Genomic DNA, 16,898 nt, shown 5'->3' with positions numbered 1-16,898 from the left:
GGGATCGTGACGTCGTCGAACGGGCCGTCGGCCGAGACGACGGCGGCGCACGGCGGTCCCGGAGGACGGGACGACCTGCCCGACCGGGTCTGGACGCTGCCCAACGCGCTGTCGGTGCTGCGCCTGCTGGGCGTGCCGCTGTTCCTCTGGCTGCTGCTCGGGCCCGAGGCCGACGGCTGGGCGGTGGTCGTCCTGATGATCTCGGGCATCACCGACTGGGCCGACGGCAAGCTGGCCCGCTGGCTGGACCAGAGCAGCCGCCTCGGCGCGCTGCTGGACCCCGCGGCCGACCGCCTCTACATCGTCTGCACGCTGGTCGCCCTGGCCCTGCGCGACATCGCACCGGTCTGGATGGTCGCGCTGCTCCTGGGCCGCGAGGTCGTGCTCGGCATCGGGCTGCTCGTCCTGCGCCGCTACGGCTACCCGCCGCTGCAGGTGCACTACCTGGGCAAGGCCGCGACCTTCCTGCTGCTGTACGCCTTCCCGGGGCTGATGCTCGCCGAGGGCACGGGCTGGTTCGCCACGGCCATCGCGCCCTTCGCGTGGGCGTTCAGCATCTGGGGCACCGCCCTGTACCTCCTGGCGGGCGTGTTCTACGTGGTCCAGGTCGCCGGGATCGTGCGGGCCGAGCGGGCCGCCGCGGGCGCGGTGCCGTGACCGCTCGTCCCCCCGGAGGAGGCCCGCGCTCCCTCGGCGCCTCGCTCCTCGACGACGTGCTCGCCGAGACGCTGGACCCGGCCTACGCCCAGGCCGCGGAGGCGCGGGCCGCGCGCGGTGGCCCTGCGGCCGGCGGACGCCGACGCCGCGGCGCCGTGCTCGTGGCGCTGACCATGGTGGTGGCCGGCGTGCTGGCCGCGGTCACCTACGATCAGGCCGCCGCCCGCGTGCAGGGCCGGCAGGAGATCCGGGCCGCCCTGGTCGAGGACATCCGCACCGGGTCCGACGCCAGCGACGAGCTCGCCGCCCAGCTCGAGGAGCTGCGGGCGGAGGTCACCCGCGCCCGCGACGAGCTGCTCGCGTCCTCCACCACGGGCCAGCGGGCGCTCGACGCGCTGGCCGAGGCGGAGGCGGGTGCGGCGGCGGTGCCGGTCCGGGGCCCCGGGCTCCTGGTCACCCTGGCCAACGCCGGGTCCGACGCGGACGACGACCCCGTGGGCGGCGAGGACGAGGGCGACGTCCGCGGCCGCGTCCGCGACGGCGACCTGCAGCTGGTGGTCAACGCGCTCTGGGCCGCCGGTGCCGAGGCGATCAGCATCAACGGCCAGCGGCTGGGCCCGACCAGCGCGATCCGGTTCGCCGGCGAGGCCGTGCTGGTGGACTTCCGCCCGGTGACCAACCCCTACGAGGTGAGCGCCATCGGCGATCCGGAGACCCTCTCCAGCGGCTTCCTCTCCAGCCCGGAGGTGGGCTCGCTCGCCCTCATCGAGGAGACCTACGGGCTGCGCTTCGACTTCTCCCGCGAGGAGGAGCTGAGCCTGCCCGCTGCCAGCACGCCCGAGCTGCGCGCGGCCCAGCCGGTGCCCGACGAGCCCGACCAGCCCGACGCACCGCCGTCCGACCCCGCGACCGGAGACTGACCCGTGATCCCGATCCTCGGCCTGGTGGCCGGCGTCCTGCTCGGCCTGCTGCTCGACCCCACGGTCCCGCTGTGGCTGCAGCCCTACCTGCCGATCGCCGTCGTCGCGGCGCTCGACGCGGTGTTCGGCGGCTTCCGGGCGCGGCTGGACGGCATCTTCGACGCCAAGGTCTTCGTCATCTCCTTCGTCTCCAACGTCGTCGTCGCCGCGCTCATCGTGTTCCTCGGCGACCAGCTCGGCGTGGGCGCGCAGCTGTCCACCGCCGTCGTCGTCGTGCTCGGCATCCGCATCTTCGGCAACGCCGCGGCCATCCGGCGGCACGTCTTCCGCGCATGAGCACCGACCCGCCGGTCGACCCGCCCCCCGCGGGGGAGGAGCCGGAACCCACCGAACCGGGCACCGCGCCCGAGCCGGTCGCGGAGGACGCCGCTCCGCAGCAGCCCGCCGACGCAGGCACGGGCGGGGGAGAGGCAGCACCCGGACGACGCCGTGACCTGCCGGCCGCGCTGCTCATCGGCGTCCTCACGCTGATCCTCGGCTTCGCCTTCACCGTCCAGGTGCGCAACTCCGACGACGAGCAGGCCCTCGCCGGCGCGCGGGAGGAGGACCTCGTGCGCATCGTCGACGAGGTCAGCGCGCGCGGCGTCCGGTTGCGGGAGCTGATCGCCGACCAGCGCAGCGCCCTGCGCCAGCTCACCAGCTCCGACAGCGAGAGCGCCTCGGCGCTGGAGGAGGCGCAGACCCGCGCGGCCGCCCTCGCGGTGCTCAACGGCACCGCCCCGGCCCGGGGGCCCGGGCTGCGGCTGACCATCCGCGACCCGGACGACGCGCTGCGGGTCACCGACCTGATCGACGTCGTCCAGGAGCTGCGCGGGGCGGGGGCGGAGACGATGCAGTTCGACGGCGTCCGGGTGGGGCTGAGCACCGCGGTCACCGGCGTCCCGGGGGCGCTGATGATCGACGGCCGGCCGATCACCGCCCCCTACGAGGTGCTCGTGCTGGGCTCCCCCCAGGACATGGAGACGGCTCTCAACATCCCCGGGGGAGTGGTGCAGGCGGTCGGCGGCCGCGGCGGCTCGGTCGAGGTCGTGCAGGAGCCCGAGCTCCTCGTCGACGCGTTGCGGCCGCTCCCGGAGGCTCAATACGCTGCGCCCGACTGACGAAGGACCCCGGTGCCCCCCACCCCTCGCTCCGCTCGGGGCGGGACCCTGCACCGGGGCCGGTACGCGACCACACCACGATGGGAAGCTTCTTGCATGAGCACGCCTGACGACCGCCGTTACACCGACCAGCACGAGTGGGCGCTGGTGCAGGGCACCGACGGCACGTCGACCGTCATCCGCGTCGGCATCACCGACCACGCCCAGGACGCCCTGGGGGACATCGTCTTCGTGCAGCTGCCGTCGGTCGGTGACGAGGTCGGGCCGGGCACGCCGATGGGCGAGGTCGAGTCCACCAAGTCGGTGTCCGACGTCTACGCCCCCGTCGCCGGCGTCGTGGCCGCGGTCAACGAGGCGCTGGCCGACACCCCCGAGACGATCAACGCCGACCCCTACGGGGCCGGCTGGCTGGTGGAGATCAGCGTGGCCGGCGAGGGGGGCGACCCGATCGGGGCGCTGCTGGACGCCGACGCCTACCAGGCGCTGGTCGACGGGTCCTGACGGCCCCGCCTGCGGGCCCCGACCGCACGCCGCTCACTATGATCGCGACAGGGCACGGAGCAGCCGGCGACCAGCCGCGCAGCGCCGCACCCCACCCCTGCAGGTGCGGTTGACCCTCGGGTCGACCGCTGGTTCCATGACCACGGCCCGCCGCACCCGCGGTGGCCGACACACGACGGACCGACCGGCCCGTCGACAGCCGGCCGCCCGCGGCCTCCCCAGGCCCGCGGCGACGCCCCTCGTACCGGAGGAGACGCAACGTGCACTGCACTCGATGTGGACACGAGAACCCCGAGGGCAGTCGCTTCTGCGCGCAGTGCGGCGCGGCGCTCTCCCCGGAGCGCGTCGGCGAGTCGACCAGCGTGATCCCGAAGGTCGGCGGCGAGGACTCCGGTGAGCAGCCGGAGACGACGGTGGAGTCCGCTGCCGACGCGCACGCCGGCGCCGTCGAGTCCCTTCCGGCCGGGTCGGCCCTGCTCGTCGTCAAGCGCGGCCCCAACGCGGGCAGCCGCTTCCTGCTCGACCAGGACGTCACGACCGCCGGGCGCCACCCCGACAGCGACATCTTCCTCGACGACGTGACGGTCAGCCGCCGGCACGTGGAGTTCCACCGCGAGGGCGGCGGTTTCTCGGTGCACGACGTCGGCAGCCTCAACGGCACCTACGTGAACCGCGAGCCCGTCGACGTCGCGACCCTCGCCGGGGGCGACGAGGTGCAGATCGGCAAGTTCCGCCTGGTGTACCTGACCGGTCCGCGGACCGGCGAGCCGGCCGCGCGCTAGTGGGCGTGCCCGAGCGCGGAGGCGCGCTCGGGGACGCCGCCGACCAGCACACGCCCCGCCTGACCATCGGCGAGGTGCTGGCTGTTCTTCGCGACGACTTCCCCGACGTGACGATCAGCAAGATCCGGTACCTCGAGTCCGAGGACCTGGTGCACCCCCAGCGCACCCCCTCGGGCTACCGGAAGTTCTCCCGCGCGGACGTCAGCCGGTTGCGGTACGTGCTCACGGCGCAGCGCGACCACTACCTGCCGCTGCGGGTGATCAAGGACCACCTCGAGGCACTGGACCGCGGCGAGCCGATCCCGGGCACGTCGGCGCCCGCGACCACGCCACCGCCCGCACCCGGCACCGCCGACGGCGAGGCGGCACCCCTCACGCCGGACCAGTTCGCCCGCGCGGCCGGGCTGGAGCCCGAGCAGCTGGCCGACTGCGTGCAGTTCGGCCTGCTCGCGACCGACGCCGACGGCCGGCACCCGGTGGCCGACCTCGCCGTTGCCCGGGCCGCCGCGGGCCTCGCGCGGCACGGCATCGAACCGCGCCACCTGCGCGTCTACCGCAGCGGCGTGGAGCGCGAGGCCGGCCTCGTGGAGCAGCTCGTCGCGCCGGTCCTGCGCGCGCGCTCCGAGGAGGCGCGCGCCCGCGCGACCGAGAAGCTGCGCGAGCTGGCGGGCCTGTCCGCGCAGCTGCACACGGCGCTGCTCGAGGCGCGACTCCGGGATCTCCTGCGCCCCTGACCGGGCGTACCGTGGACGAGTCGCTGTCCCCGAGAGCCGCCCCGATCCAGTCACCACACCCGCCCGCCACCGGCCGACGTCGTCGGTCCGGACGCCGGGCACGCAGCCGAGGGAGCCGTACCGTGCAGGAGCTTCGAGTCGTCGGCGTCCGGGTGGAGCTGCCCGGGAACCAGCCGATCCTGCTGCTCAAGGAGACGCAGGGGGAGCGGTACCTGCCGATCTGGATCGGCGCGGTCGAGGCCGCGGCCATCGCGTTCGAGCAGCAGGGCGTCCGCCCGGCGCGCCCCATGACCCACGACCTGCTCCGCGAGGTCATCACCGCCCTGGGCGCCGAGCTCGAGGCCGTGCACATCACCGAGATGCGCGACGGCATCTACATCGCCGAGCTGGTCCTCGGTGAGGAGCGGGTGGTCAGCGCGCGCCCCTCGGACGCGGTGGCGCTCGCCGTCCGGACCGGCTCGCCGATCTTCGGCGCCGACGACCTGCTCGACGAGGTCGGGATCGAGATCCCCGACGAGCAGGAGGACGAGGTCGAGAAGTTCCGCGAGTTCCTCGACCAGATCTCGCCGGAGGACTTCGGTGCGGGCTCCGGGTCGGGTGGAGGGTCCGGCGGTCCCGCGTAGGTCACGGGACGCACCACCCGTCCCAGGCGCCCCACCGCTGGCAAGATCTGACGATCGGCAGGTCGGTGGGTGTCCTCCACTCGAAATGATGACCGGTGCAACACGCCGCCCCGCTCAGTTGACCCACCCTCGGGCCCGGCTTACGGTCGGCGAACAACAACGGTGTGAGACCCGGTGTCGGTGGCTGCAGTCCCGGGCCTGCGACCAGGGTGACCAGCCGTGGACCCGCACCGCGCGAGCGGGGTGGGACAGAGGGAGGACGCCGACGTGAGCGACCAGGACAAGGGTTCCCAGGGTCAGCTCTTCAGCGACGCCGCAGTCGGGGCCCCCGCGTACGACGAGGTCGACACCGACCTGGTCGGTTACCGCGGCCCGACCGCCTGCGCCGCTGCGGGGATCACCTACCGGCAGCTCGACTACTGGGCCCGTACCGGCCTCGTCGCCCCCTCGGTGCGCAGCGCCACCGGTTCGGGCACGCAGCGGCTCTACTCCTTCCGCGACATCCTGGTCCTCAAGGTCGTCAAGCGGCTCCTGGACACCGGCGTCTCCCTGCAGAACATCCGCAAGGCCGTCGACCACCTGCGCAACCGCGGCATCAAGGACCTCGCCAACGTGACGCTCTTCTCCGACGGGGCCACCGTCTACGAGTGCACCTCCGCCGAGGAGGTCGTCGACCTGCTGGCCGGCGGGCAGGGCGTCTTCGGCATCGCCGTCTCCGGTGCGCTGCGCGAGCTCTCCGGTGAGTTGGCCGAGCTCCCGGCCGAGCGCCTCGACGGTGCCCCCGCGGCCGCCGCCGACGACGAGCTCTCCCTGCGCCGCCGCCGCCGCGCGATGTAGTTGGTTCGTCGTCGTGCCGAGTGGGCCCCGGAGGGGTCCGCGCAGGCGCGACGCCTGGGCTCCGCCTGGCCGGGACGGCACGTGGTCGCGGTGTCGGCCGGAGGCCGACCATGTTGTAGCGTTCTGGCAGTGGCAGACCGTGCTGAGACCGTCGCTGGGACCGAGGGCGGATCGCTTCCGCCGCTGACCGGGTCGCTCCCGTCGCTGGAGTCGTTGAACCCCGCCGGGTCGTTCGCAGCCCGGCACATCGGGCCGCGGGGGGACGACACCGCGGCGATGCTCGAGGTCGTGGGGCACCCCACGCTCGAGTCGCTGGCCGACGCCTGCGTGCCCGAGAAGGTGCGCGACCGGACGCCGCTGGCGCTCCCGGCCGCCGCCGACGAGGGCGCGGTCCTGGCGGAGCTGCGCGAGCGCGCCGCGGAGAACGACGTCTTCACCTCGATGATCGGGCTGGGCTACCACGGCACCGTCACCCCGGCGGTCATCCAGCGGACCGTGCTGGAGAACCCGGCCTGGTACACCGCCTACACGCCCTACCAGCCCGAGATCAGCCAGGGCCGGCTCGAGGCGCTGATCAACTTCCAGACGATGGTCTCCGACCTCACCGGGCTGGACGTGGCCGGCGCCTCGATGCTCGACGAGGCAACCGCCGCCGCCGAGGCCATGACGCTCGTCCGGCGCGCCGGACGGGCCAAGCCGCAAGCGGTCTTCGTGGTCGACGCCGACACGCTGCCGCAGACGCTGGCGGTGCTCGAGACCCGCGCCGAGCCGCTCGGCATCACCCTGCACGTCACCGACCTCGCGCAGGGCTGGCCGACCGACCTTCCCGAGGCCGGCGCGTTCGGCGTCCTGCTGTCCTACCCGGGCGCCAGCGGTGCCGTCCGCGACCACCGCGCACTGGCCGCGGCCGCGCACGAGGCCGGTGCGTCGGTGGTCGTCGCCGCCGACCTCCTCGCGCTCACGTTGCTGGAGGCCCCGGGGGAGTGGGGCGCCGACGTCGCCTGCGGCACCACCCAGCGCTTCGGCGTCCCCATGGGTTACGGCGGCCCGCACGCCGGCTACCTGTCGGTCCGCGAGGGGCTCGCGCGGCAGCTGCCCGGCCGGCTGGTCGGTGTCTCGGTCGACGCCGACGGCGACGTCGCCTACCGCCTGGCGCTGCAGACCCGCGAGCAGCACATCCGCCGCGAGAAGGCGACCAGCAACATCTGCACCGCGCAGGTGCTCCTGGCCGTGATGGCCGGTGCCTACGCCGTCTACCACGGGCCTGAGGGCCTGGCCGCGATCGCGGCGCGGGTGCATCGCAGCGCCCACGCGCTGGCCGGCGCCCTGCGTGCCGGTGGGCTGCCCCCGGTGCACGAGCACTTCTTCGACACCGTCACGGTCGCCGTGCCGGGCCGGGCCGCCGAGGTGGTGGCCGCGGCGGCCGAGCGGCGGATCAACCTCCGCCTCGTCGACGGCGACACCGTCGCGGTCGCCTGCGACGAGACCACCACGCCGGAGATCCTGCGGGCCGTCGCGGAGTCCTTCGGGGTCGCGTTCGACGACGCCGCGCTCGCCGACGACGGCGGCGACGCCCTGCCGGCCGAGCTCCGGCGCCGCACCGCCTACCTCACCCACCCGGTGTTCTCCGCGCACCGCTCGGAGACGGCGATGCTGCGCTACCTGCGCATGCTCAGCGACAAGGACCTCGCGCTGGACCGCACGATGATCCCGCTGGGCTCGTGCACGATGAAGCTCAACGCAGCCACCGAGATGGCGGCCATCACCTGGCCGGAGTTCGCCGGGCTGCACCCCTTCGCCCCGGCCGAGCAGGCGCGTGGTTACAGCCGCTTGATCGACGAGCTCTGCGGCTGGCTCGCCGAGGTGACCGGCTACGCCGCCGTGAGCGTGCAGCCCAACGCCGGCTCGCAGGGCGAGTTCGCCGGCCTGCTGGCCATCCGCGGCTACCACCGCTCCCGCGGCGACGAGGGTCGCGACGTCTGCCTGATCCCGAGCTCCGCGCACGGCACCAACGCTGCCAGCGCAGTCATGGCCGGCATGCGCGTCGTCGTCGTCGCCTGCGACGAGGCGGGCAACGTCGACCTCGGCGACCTGCGTGCGAAGGTCGACCAGCACGCCCAGCGGCTCGCCGCGATCATGCTGACCTACCCCTCCACGCACGGCGTCTACGAGACCGAGGTGCGCGAGATCTGCGCCGCGGTGCACGACGCCGGCGGTCAGGTCTACGTCGACGGCGCCAACCTCAACGCCCTGGTCGGCCTGGCCCGCCCGGGCCGGTTCGGCTCCGACGTCAGCCACCTCAACCTGCACAAGACCTTCTGCATCCCGCACGGCGGGGGCGGTCCCGGCGTCGGCCCGATCGGCGTGGCCGAGCACCTGGTGCCCTTCCTGCCCGGCCACCCGCTGGTGGACACCGGGGCGAAGGGGCCGGCGGTCTCCGGCGCGCCGTACGGCTCCGCGGGGATCCTGCCCATCTCCTGGGCCTACGTCCGGCTGATGGGGCCCGACGGGCTCACCCGGGCCACCGAGCACGCCATCCTCGGCGCCAACTACCTGGCCGCCCGGCTGCGCGAGCACTTCCCGGTGCTCTACACCGGCGCGGACGGCATGGTCGCCCACGAGTGCATCCTCGACATCCGGCCGCTCACCAAGGCCACCGGCATCACCAACGACGACATCGCCAAGCGGCTCATCGACTTCGGCTTCCACGCGCCGACCATGAGCTTCCCGGTCGCGGGGACGCTGATGGTCGAGCCGACCGAGAGCGAGGACAAGGCGGAGCTGGACCGCTTCGTCGAGGCCATGGTGACCATCCGCGGCGAGATCGAGAAGGTCGCCACCGGCGAGTACGACCGCACCGACAACCCGCTGCGCAACGCGCCGCACACGCTGGCGATGCTGGCGGGGGAGTGGGAGCGGCCCTACCCGCGGACGACGGCGGTGTACCCGGTGCGCGGGCTCCAGGGCCGCATGTACCTGAGCCCGGTGCGGCGCATCGACCAGGCCTACGGCGACCGCAACCTGGTCTGCGCCTGCCCGCCCATCGAGGCGTTCGCCGACCACGACTTCGGGGACCACGCGCCGGCGGCGGGCGGGTCGACGCCCGAGCGCTCGGCCGGTGCCCTCGACGACCTGGGGACGGCGGCGGACGTGGTGGGCGCCTCGGCCTGAGCCGCCGGGGGAGTGGGGCGACCCGGTCGACGCCGTCGTACCCCCGTGCGACGGTGTCGCCCGTGACCCCTGACGACGACGCCAAGGCCGACCTGCGCACCTACCTCCAGGAGGGCCGGGACGTGCTGGTGTTCAAGCTCGACGGCCTCCCCGAGTACGACGCCCGCCGCCCGCTCACCCCGACCGGTACCAACCTGCTGGGGCTGCTCAAGCACCTGGCGTACGTGGAGATGGGCTACTTCGGCCCGGTGTTCGGCCGCCGCGTGCCCGAGGTCGAGGCGTGGATGGCCGAGGAGGGCGAGCCCAACTCCGACATGTGGGCCACGGAGGAGGAGTCCCGGGCCGACGTCCTCGCCCTCTACCGCCGCGCGTGGGCGCTCACCGACGCCACCGTCGCGGAGCTGCCGCTCGACGCCGGCGGGCGGGTGCCGTGGTGGTCGCGGCCGGAGGTGACCCTGCACCGGGTGCTGGTGCACGTCATCGCGGAGACGCACCGGCACGCCGGGCACGCCGACATCGTCCGCGAGCTGGTCGACAGCTCGGTGGGGAACCAGGGCGTTGGCGACAACCTGCCCGAGCGGGACGCCGACTGGTGGCGCGACTACCGGGGGAACCTGGAGGACGTCGCCCACCGGGCGGGGAGGTGACCGCGGCGGCCCGGGTGTCCCGGGCCGCCCCGCGGTCAGGCGCCGGCCGGCTCCGGAGCCAGCCAGGTGTGCGGGTGGCTGATCGCGCGGCCGTCGGGCAGCAGCTCGCCGTCGTCGTCGAAGAGGACGACGCCGTTGCACAGCAGGTTCCAGCCCTGCTCGGGGTGGCTGCGCACGATGGCGGCGAGGTCGCGCGCCTCGCTGGCGGCGTCGGGGCAGGGCGTGACGTGGGGGCACATGGCGGTTCCGTCCGTTCGAGCCTCGTGAGCTCAGCTGACTGCGGGTGAGCGATCGATCACCGACCACTGCCAGTGTGCGCGCGTGCTCGCCGCGTCTCGGTGACCCAGGTCACCAAGTCATCCCGCCGGGTGGTGCGAAGTTGCCAACGGCCGCGGCCGCCGGTCAGAGCTTGCGGAGCAGGATCCGCCGCACGGAGTGGTCGGCCGCCTTCTGCAGGACGAGCCGCGCCCGGGACCTCGTGGGTGCGATGTTCGAGCGCAGGTTGGGCGCGTTGACCGCCGACCAGATGCCCAGCGCGGTATCCCGCGCCTGGTCGTCGGTCAGTGCGGCGAACCGGTGGAAGAAGGCGGTGGAGTCGGCGAACGCCGTCCGGCGCAGCGCCAGGAACCGCTCCACGTACCAGGTCTGGATGTCGCTCTCGGAGGCGTCGACGTAGACGGAGAAGTCGAAGAAGTCCGAGGCGAACACCTCCGGCGCGGTGCCGTCGGGGCGGGGTCCCGCCTGCAGCACGTTGAGCCCCTCGACGACCAGGATGTCGGGCCGGTCCACGGCCTGCTGCCGGCCGGGCACGATGTCGTAGGACTGGTGGTCGTAGACCGGCGCGAAAACCTCCTCGCGGCCGCTCTTCACGTCGGCGAGGAAGCGCAGCAGCGCCCGGCGGTCGTAGCTCTCGGGAAAGCCCTTGCGCCCCATCAGGCCCCGGGCCTCGAGGACGGCGTTGGGCAGCAGGAACCCGTCGGTGGTGACCAGGTCGACGCGCGGCGAGCCGGGGCCGGCGGCGAGCAGCGTCTGCAGCAGCCGGGCCGTGGTGCTCTTGCCGACGGCGACGCTGCCCGCGACCGCGATGACGAAGGGCACCTTGGCCGTGGAGTCGCCGAGGAACTCGCTCTGCGCCGCCCACAGGCTGCGGCTGGCGGTGACGTGCAGGTGCAGCAGCCGAGCCAGCGGCAGGTACACCGTGGCCACCTCGTCGAGGTCGATGCGGTCACCCAGCGAAGCGAGCGCGGAGAGGTCCGCCTCGTCCAGCGGGAGCTGCGACCCCGCGGCCAGCGCCCGCCACGAGGCGCGGTCGAACACCGCGTAGGGCGAGATGGAGCCGCGCGTCCCTGCCGTCACGCCCCCATGGTGCCGTCCGGCCCTCCGGGGCCCTGCGCGCGGGTCACCCGTGCGGGTGGGGAAGGCATGGTCGCGGCCCGCGCGGGGGATGCCCCGCCGCCGGGCCGGTCTAGGGTTCGCGCTGTGCCAGCCCGCCCGGGACTGCTCGAGTGCATCGAGCGCTACCACTCCGCCGCACCGCTCGCGGACGCACGGATCGAGCGCGCCGGCGCCCTCGACGTCCCGGTCGGCGATCCGGCCTGGCCCTATCCGGCCCGCCCCCGGCGGGGCACCGAGTCGCGGGTGACCGTCGCCGACGTGCGCGCGGCGACGGCGCTGCAGCAGGAGGCGGACCTGCCGGTCGCCCTCGAGTGGCTCCCGCAGCGCAGGCCCGAGGTGGGCGCGGCCGCGCGCGCGGCGGGCCTCGTGGTGGAGGAGCTGCCGCTGCTGGTGGCCGACGAGCCGGTCGAGCTGCTGCTGCCGGCGGGGGTGCGGCTCTACCTCGTGGGTGCCGACGACCCCGAGCTGCCGCACTACCAGGAGGTCTCCGCGGTCGCGTTCGCCCACCCGGGGGGACCGGACGACGTGCAGGCCACCCGGCCCGATCCGGCGGCCCGGGACGCCGCGACCACGGCCGCGCTGCGCGAGCGGATCGCGACCGGCCGGACCGTGATGATGGTCGCCATCGAGCGCGGCGCGCCGGTGGCCGTCGGGCTGCACCAGCCCGTGGACGTCGACGGCACCGTGGTCAGCGAGATCCTGGGGCTGGCGACCAGTCCGCACCTGCGTGGCCGCGGGCTGGGCGCCGGCATCGCCTCCGCGCTGGTCGCCCACGCGCGCGAGACCGCGGACCTGGTGTTCTTGGCGGCCGGCGACGACGACGTGGCCCGCGTCTACGAGCGGGTCGGCTTCGCCTGGCTCGCGCGGGTCGCCGTCGCCGGCCTGCCCTGACTCAGCTTTCCTCGTAGGTGACGACCAGCGTCGCCCGAGCCAGCGTCTGGAAGAACAGGTTGAAGCCGAGGACGGCCGGGGTGGTGTCGCCGTCGACGTCCAGCTTGTCGGTGCCCACGGCGTGCACGACGACGAAGTAGCGGTGCGGTCCGTGGCCGGCCGGGGGAGCGGCCCCGACGTACCCCGCGAAGCCGCCGTCGTTGCGCAGCTGCACCACCCCCGGGGGCAGCTGCGGGGCGTCCTTGTTGCCGGCGTCGGCGGGCAGCTCGGTGACGGAGGCGGGGATGTTGGCCACCGCCCAGTGCCAGAAGCCGCTGGCCGTCGGTGCGTCCGGGTCGTAGACGGTGACGGCGAAGCTGCGCGTGCCTTCCGGGAACCCCGACCAGGACAGCTGCGGCGAGCGGTCCTCCCCGCCCGCGCCCATCACCCCGCTGACGTGCGGCATGGGCAGGGTCGCGCCGTCGGTGACGTCGGTGCTGGTGACGGTGAACGAGGGCACCTGCGGCAGGAAGTCGTACGGGTTCGGGGGCAGCGGCCGGTCGGCCATGTCGGTCCTCTCGTCGACGGAGCGGGACGGGCGCGACCTGGTGCTGGCGCGCCCTCGTCGCGACCCTAGGCAGCAGCGGCGGCTCGCGCGCGTCGGCACACGACCGATGCAGCGTCGGAACGGTGCGGCAACGTCGGCGCCGGTAGCGTGCCTGCCGTGCCTGGATCCCGCCTGGGGCTGCCCGAGTCCGTCCGCGCCTGCCTCTTCGACCTCGACGGCGTGCTGACCCGCACGGCCACCGTGCACATGGCCGCCTGGAAACGCACCTTCGACGAGTTCCTGCACCGGTTCGACCCCGCGCAGCCGGAGTTCAGCCAGTCCGACTACAACAGCTTCGTCGACGGCAAGCACCGGGCCGACGGCGTGCGCGGCTTCCTCGCCAGCCGCGGCATCACCCTCCCCGAGGGCGGTCCCGACGACCCGCCGGACGCCTCGACCGTCCAGGCGATCGCCACCCGCAAGAACGCGCTGGTCCTGCGCGAACTCGAGGAGAACGGCGTGGAGGTGTACCCGGGTTCGGTGCGCTACCTCCAGGCCGTCAAGGAGGCCGGCCTCCCCACCGCGGTGGTCACGGCATCGGCCAACGGGGAGCAGGTCATCGCCGCCGGCGGGTTCGCCGACCTGATCGACGCGCGGGTGGACGGCGTCGTCGCCGCCCGCGAGAGCCTGAAGGGAAAGCCGGCCCCCGACACCTTCCTGGCGGGGGCCCGGCGGCTGGGCGTGGAGCCCGCCGAGGCGGTGGTCTTCGAGGACGCGCTGTCCGGGGTGGCCGCCGGTCGCGCGGGGCACTTCGGCTTCGTCGTGGGCGTGGACCGGGTGGGGCAGGCCGACGACCTGGCCGCCGCCGGCGCCGACGTCGTCGTCACCGACCTGGAGCAGCTGCTGGGGGAGCGGGCATGACCGAGGGCCGGACGATCTTCCCCGTCGAACCGTGGTCCCTCACCGAGGTGGGGCTGGACCACGGGAGCCTCGGGGTGCACGAGTCGGTGTTCGCGCTGGCCAACGGGCACATCGGGATGCGCGGGTCGTTCGACGAGGGCGAGCCCGCCGTCGTCCCCGGCACCTACCTCAACGGCTTCTACGAGGAGCGGCCGCTGCCCTACGCCGAGCGCGGCTACGGCTACCCGGAGCAGGGGCAGACGGTCGTCAACGTCACCGACGGCAAGCTGATCCGGCTGCTGGTGAAGGACTCCCCGTTCGACCTCAACTACGGCGAGATCCTCGACCACCGGCGCACCCTCGACCTCCGGGCCGGGGTGCTGCGGCGGATCACCGACTGGCGCTCGCCCGGCGGTCGCTCCGTGCGCGTGACCAGCACCCGGCTGGTGTCGCTGTCCCGCCGGTCCATCGCCGCCGTCGAGTACCAGGTGGAGGTCATCGACGACCTCGGCGACCTGTACGTGGCGCTGCAGTCGGACCTGCTGGCCAACGAGACGGCTCACGGCGAGAGCGCCGACCCGCGCGCGGCGGCGGCGCTGGACAAGCCGCTGCAGGCCGAGTTCGGGGTCGGTCGCGGACGGCGCGCGGTCCTGGTGCACCGCACCGCCCGGAGCCGCCTGCGCATGGCCGCCGGCATGGACCACGACGTCGTCGTGCCGGACACCAGCACCGAGGACCTCCTCGCCAACGGCGACCTCGCCCGGTACACCCTCGCCGCCCGGATCCCCCCGGGAGGCTCCCTGAAGCTGGTCAAGTACCTGGCCTACGGGTGGTCCTCGCGCCGCTCGGGCGCGGCGCTGCGCGACCAGGTCGAAGGAGCGCTGGCCACGGCGAAGCTGGCCGGCTTCGACCGGCTGCTGCGGGAGCAGCGCGAGCTGCTCGACCAGCACTGGGACGAGGCCGACGTCGAGATCGAGGGCGACGACGAGCTGCAGCAGGCCGTCCGGGTCGGGATGTTCCACGTCCTGCAGGCCGGGCTGCGCGCCGAGCGCCAGCCGATCCCCGCGAAGGGGCTCACCGGCCCGGGCTACGACGGGCACACGTTCTGGGACACCGAGACCTACGTGCTCCCGGTGCTCACCTACACCGCACCGGAGGCGGCGCGGGACGCGCTGCGCTGGCGGCACTCGATCCTGGAGCTGGCCCGCGAACGGGCCCGGGTGCTGGGCTTGCGGGGTGCGGTCTTCCCGTGGCGGACGATCCGCGGCGAGGAGACCTCGGGCTACTGGCCGGCGGGGACGGCGGCCTTCCACATCAACGCCGACATCGCCGACGCCGTGGTGCGCTACTACAACGCGACCGACGACGAGGACTTCGACCGCGACTTCGGGGCCGAGCTGCTCATCGAGACCGCCCGCATGTGGGCGTCGCTCGGGCACTTCGACGACGAGCACGGGTTCCGGATCGACGGCGTGACCGGGCCGGACGAGTACACCGCGGTGGTCGACAACAACGTCTTCACCAACCTCATGGCCCAGCGCAACCTGCGGGAGGGCGCCCGGGCGGTGTCCCGGCAGCCCGAGGTGGCCCGCCGGCTCGGCCTGGAGGACGACGAGGTCGAGGTGTGGCTGCGGGCGGCGGCGCTCATGGCGGTGCCCTACGACACCCAGCACGGCGTGCACATGCAGTCCGACGGCTTCACCCACCACGAGGAGTGGGACTTCGCGGGCACGCCGGCCGACCACTACCCGCTGCTGCTGCACTACCCCTACTTCGAGCTCTACCGGAAGCAGGTGGTCAAGCAGGCAGACCTGGTCATGGCCCTCCACCTGCGCGGGGACGCCTTCACCCTCGAGGAGAAGATCGCCAACTTCGCCTACTACGAGGCCCGCACCACCCGCGACTCGTCGCTGTCGGCCAGCGAGCAGGGCGTCGTCGCGGCCGAGACCGGCCACCTGGACCTGGCCTACGACTACTGGGCCGAGGCGGCGCTCACCGACCTGCAGAACCTGCACCACAACTCGGGGCACGGCCTGCACATCGCCTCGCTGGCTGGCGGCTGGACCGTAGCCGTCGCGGGTTTCGGCGGCTTGCGCGACCACGACGGCGAGCTCACGTTCGCGCCGCGGCTGCCCAGCCGGCTGACCAAGCTGCGCTTCCGCGTGGTCTACCGGGGCCGGAAGCTGGTCGTCACTGTGACGCCGACGCAGGCCACGTACCGGCTGGTCACCGGCGAGCCGCTGGACATCCACCACCACGGCAGGCTGGTGACCGTCGACCAGGCCGACCTCGTGCTCGACATCCCGCCGCCGCTCCAGGTCGACCCGGTCAGCCAGCCGCTGGGCTGCGCACCGCGGCGGCGCACCCGCCCCGGCACCAGGCCGCTCGAGCACCGCACGCTGGACTAGCCGGAGGTCCCGGCCAGCAGCCAGCTGCCCCCGAGCAGCAGCGCGCCGACGTCCACGGCGAGGAAGAACCCGACCCACACCACACCGGGGACGCGGGTCAGCCGGGCCAGCTGGTCGGCGTCGGAGTCCGGGGCCCGCCGGTGCCGGCGGGCGCGCTGCAGCTCCACGACGGCACGCGGTGCGGCCAGCAGCAGGAACCAGGTGGTGACGGCGGCGAACGCGGCCTGGGCCTCCGCGGCGAGGAACCAGGTGGCGGCGAGCACGAGGCCGCCGCTGACCAGCACCGACCAGAGGCCGTACCAGTTGCGGATCTGCACCAGCAGCAGCCCGAGCAGCCCGACCAGCGCCCAGAGCGCGCCCACGGCGTGCCCGGCCGCCAGGAGGGCGGCCGCCCCGAGGCCGAACAGCCCGGGACCGGTGTAGCCGGCGGCGCAGGTGAGCACCATGCCGATGCCGGTCGGCCGCCCGGAGGAGACGGTGACCCCGGAGGTGTCCGAGTGCAGCCGGATGCCCGCCAGCCGCCGGCCGACCGCCAGCGCGACGAGCCCGTGCGCGCCCTCGTGCGCGATGGTCACCGCGTGCCGCGTCAGCCGCCACAGCGGGCCGTACAGCACGAGCACGGCCGCCGCGGCCGCCGTGAGGAGCAGGACGGTGGGGGAGAGGTCGGGAGCGGGGGCGCTGACCCGGTCCCAGAACCGGTCGAGTGCGTCCACGCCGGGCAGTCAACAGCAACCGGCGAGCGCACA

At 74.1% G+C, this 16,898-nt stretch carries 18 protein-coding genes; 14 read left to right on the top strand and 4 right to left on the bottom strand.

Annotated features, from left to right (window positions below):
• Positions 1–6: 6 nt before the first annotated feature.
• The 11 genes from DQ239_RS02180 to DQ239_RS02130 all read left to right on the top strand — a co-directional run bounded on the left by DQ239_RS02180 (position 7) and on the right by DQ239_RS02130 (position 10,032).
• On the top strand, positions 7–657 hold the full coding sequence (locus DQ239_RS02180) for a CDP-alcohol phosphatidyltransferase family protein (protein ID WP_113832592.1): 651 nt from the start codon (positions 7–9) through the stop codon (positions 655–657).
• A complete protein-coding gene (locus tag DQ239_RS02175; RefSeq protein WP_113832591.1) occupies positions 654–1,577 on the top strand; it encodes a DUF881 domain-containing protein in 924 nt (307 codons plus the stop codon). Before DQ239_RS02180 ends, DQ239_RS02175 begins: the two co-directional genes overlap by 4 nt.
• Before the next feature lie 3 nt (positions 1,578–1,580).
• Entirely contained in the window at positions 1,581–1,913 is a 333-nt protein-coding gene (locus DQ239_RS02170; protein WP_091771409.1) for a small basic family protein, read from the top strand.
• Positions 1,910–2,737, top strand: a complete 828-nt coding sequence (locus tag DQ239_RS02165) for a DUF881 domain-containing protein (RefSeq protein ID WP_113832590.1) — start codon at positions 1,910–1,912, stop codon at positions 2,735–2,737. Before DQ239_RS02170 ends, DQ239_RS02165 begins: the two co-directional genes overlap by 4 nt.
• A 96-nt stretch (positions 2,738–2,833) precedes the next feature.
• Positions 2,834–3,238, top strand: coding sequence for a glycine cleavage system protein GcvH (gcvH, locus tag DQ239_RS02160; RefSeq protein WP_113832589.1), 405 nt, complete (start codon positions 2,834–2,836; stop codon positions 3,236–3,238).
• Positions 3,239–3,498: 260 nt separating this feature from the next.
• Complete coding sequence (locus DQ239_RS02155; RefSeq protein WP_113832588.1) at positions 3,499–4,020, top strand: FHA domain-containing protein; 522 nt, start codon at positions 3,499–3,501, stop codon at positions 4,018–4,020.
• A gap of 5 nt (positions 4,021–4,025) precedes the next feature.
• Entirely contained in the window at positions 4,026–4,754 is a 729-nt protein-coding gene (locus DQ239_RS02150) for a MerR family transcriptional regulator (protein WP_113832695.1), read from the top strand.
• Between the two features lie 122 nt (positions 4,755–4,876).
• Positions 4,877–5,377 (top strand): bifunctional nuclease family protein, encoded by a 501-nt coding sequence (locus DQ239_RS02145; protein WP_113832587.1) that lies wholly within the window; start codon positions 4,877–4,879, stop codon positions 5,375–5,377.
• Positions 5,378–5,731: 354 nt separating this feature from the next.
• Entirely contained in the window at positions 5,732–6,214 is a 483-nt protein-coding gene (locus DQ239_RS02140) for a MerR family transcriptional regulator (protein WP_233488662.1), read from the top strand.
• A gap of 129 nt (positions 6,215–6,343) precedes the next feature.
• Positions 6,344–9,385 (top strand): aminomethyl-transferring glycine dehydrogenase, encoded by a 3,042-nt coding sequence (gcvP, locus tag DQ239_RS02135; RefSeq protein ID WP_199582488.1) that lies wholly within the window; start codon positions 6,344–6,346, stop codon positions 9,383–9,385.
• Between the two features lie 62 nt (positions 9,386–9,447).
• Positions 9,448–10,032 (top strand): DinB family protein, encoded by a 585-nt coding sequence (locus DQ239_RS02130; protein WP_113832585.1) that lies wholly within the window; start codon positions 9,448–9,450, stop codon positions 10,030–10,032.
• Between the two features lie 35 nt (positions 10,033–10,067).
• Here the strand turns inward: DQ239_RS02130 and DQ239_RS02125 are convergent, their stop codons facing one another.
• Together DQ239_RS02125 and coaA are read right to left on the bottom strand one after the other, a co-directional pair.
• Positions 10,068–10,271 carry a DUF5999 family protein gene (locus DQ239_RS02125; RefSeq protein ID WP_113832584.1) on the bottom strand — a complete coding sequence of 68 codons (204 nt, stop codon included), beginning with the start codon at positions 10,269–10,271 and terminating at the stop codon, positions 10,068–10,070.
• Between the two features lie 163 nt (positions 10,272–10,434).
• The gene (coaA, locus tag DQ239_RS02120; RefSeq protein ID WP_113832583.1) at positions 10,435–11,388 is read right to left on the bottom strand and encodes a type I pantothenate kinase; all 954 of its coding nucleotides are present in this window, start codon (positions 11,386–11,388) and stop codon (positions 10,435–10,437) included.
• A 123-nt stretch (positions 11,389–11,511) separates the two neighbouring features.
• Between coaA and DQ239_RS02115 the strand changes: the two genes are divergently transcribed.
• On the top strand, positions 11,512–12,318 hold the full coding sequence (locus tag DQ239_RS02115) for a GNAT family N-acetyltransferase (RefSeq protein WP_113832582.1): 807 nt from the start codon (positions 11,512–11,514) through the stop codon (positions 12,316–12,318).
• Between the two features lies 1 nt (position 12,319).
• On the opposite strand, the gene DQ239_RS02110 is transcribed toward DQ239_RS02115, so the two are convergent.
• Complete coding sequence (locus tag DQ239_RS02110; RefSeq protein WP_113832581.1) at positions 12,320–12,865, bottom strand: YbhB/YbcL family Raf kinase inhibitor-like protein; 546 nt, start codon at positions 12,863–12,865, stop codon at positions 12,320–12,322.
• Between the two features lie 156 nt (positions 12,866–13,021).
• Between DQ239_RS02110 and DQ239_RS02105 the strand changes: the two genes are divergently transcribed.
• Both DQ239_RS02105 and DQ239_RS02100 read left to right on the top strand, forming a co-directional pair.
• Positions 13,022–13,765, top strand: coding sequence for a beta-phosphoglucomutase family hydrolase (locus DQ239_RS02105; RefSeq protein ID WP_233488643.1), 744 nt, complete (start codon positions 13,022–13,024; stop codon positions 13,763–13,765).
• On the top strand, positions 13,762–16,152 hold the full coding sequence (locus tag DQ239_RS02100) for a glycosyl hydrolase family 65 protein (RefSeq protein ID WP_113832580.1): 2,391 nt from the start codon (positions 13,762–13,764) through the stop codon (positions 16,150–16,152). The genes DQ239_RS02105 and DQ239_RS02100 overlap by 4 nt, the downstream gene beginning before the upstream one ends.
• On the opposite strand, the gene DQ239_RS02095 is transcribed toward DQ239_RS02100, so the two are convergent.
• Positions 16,149–16,865 (bottom strand): M50 family metallopeptidase, encoded by a 717-nt coding sequence (locus DQ239_RS02095; protein WP_113832579.1) that lies wholly within the window; start codon positions 16,863–16,865, stop codon positions 16,149–16,151. The two genes, DQ239_RS02100 and DQ239_RS02095, sit on opposite strands and share 4 nt — an antisense overlap.
• Between the last annotated feature and the right edge of the window lie 33 nt (positions 16,866–16,898).

This window comes from Blastococcus sp. TF02-09, from assembly GCF_003319105.1.
In the GTDB taxonomy this organism is placed as follows: Bacteria; Actinomycetota; Actinomycetes; order Mycobacteriales; family Geodermatophilaceae; genus Blastococcus.
This window is presented reverse-complemented; position numbering and strand designations above follow the sequence as displayed.

Bases quoted from the DNA above. Each gene is read 5' to 3' on its own strand.
- DQ239_RS02165 (WP_113832590.1), top strand. From the start codon at position 1,910: ATGAGCACCGACCCGCCGGTCGACCCGCCCCCCGCGGGGGAGGAGCCG.
- DQ239_RS02100 (WP_113832580.1), top strand. From the start codon at position 13,762: ATGACCGAGGGCCGGACGATCTTCCCCGTCGAACCGTGGTCCCTCACC.
- DQ239_RS02110 (WP_113832581.1), bottom strand. From the start codon at position 12,865: ATGGCCGACCGGCCGCTGCCCCCGAACCCGTACGACTTCCTGCCGCAG.
- DQ239_RS02125 (WP_113832584.1), bottom strand. From the start codon at position 10,271: ATGTGCCCCCACGTCACGCCCTGCCCCGACGCCGCCAGCGAGGCGCGC.
- gcvH (WP_113832589.1), top strand. From the start codon at position 2,834: ATGAGCACGCCTGACGACCGCCGTTACACCGACCAGCACGAGTGGGCG.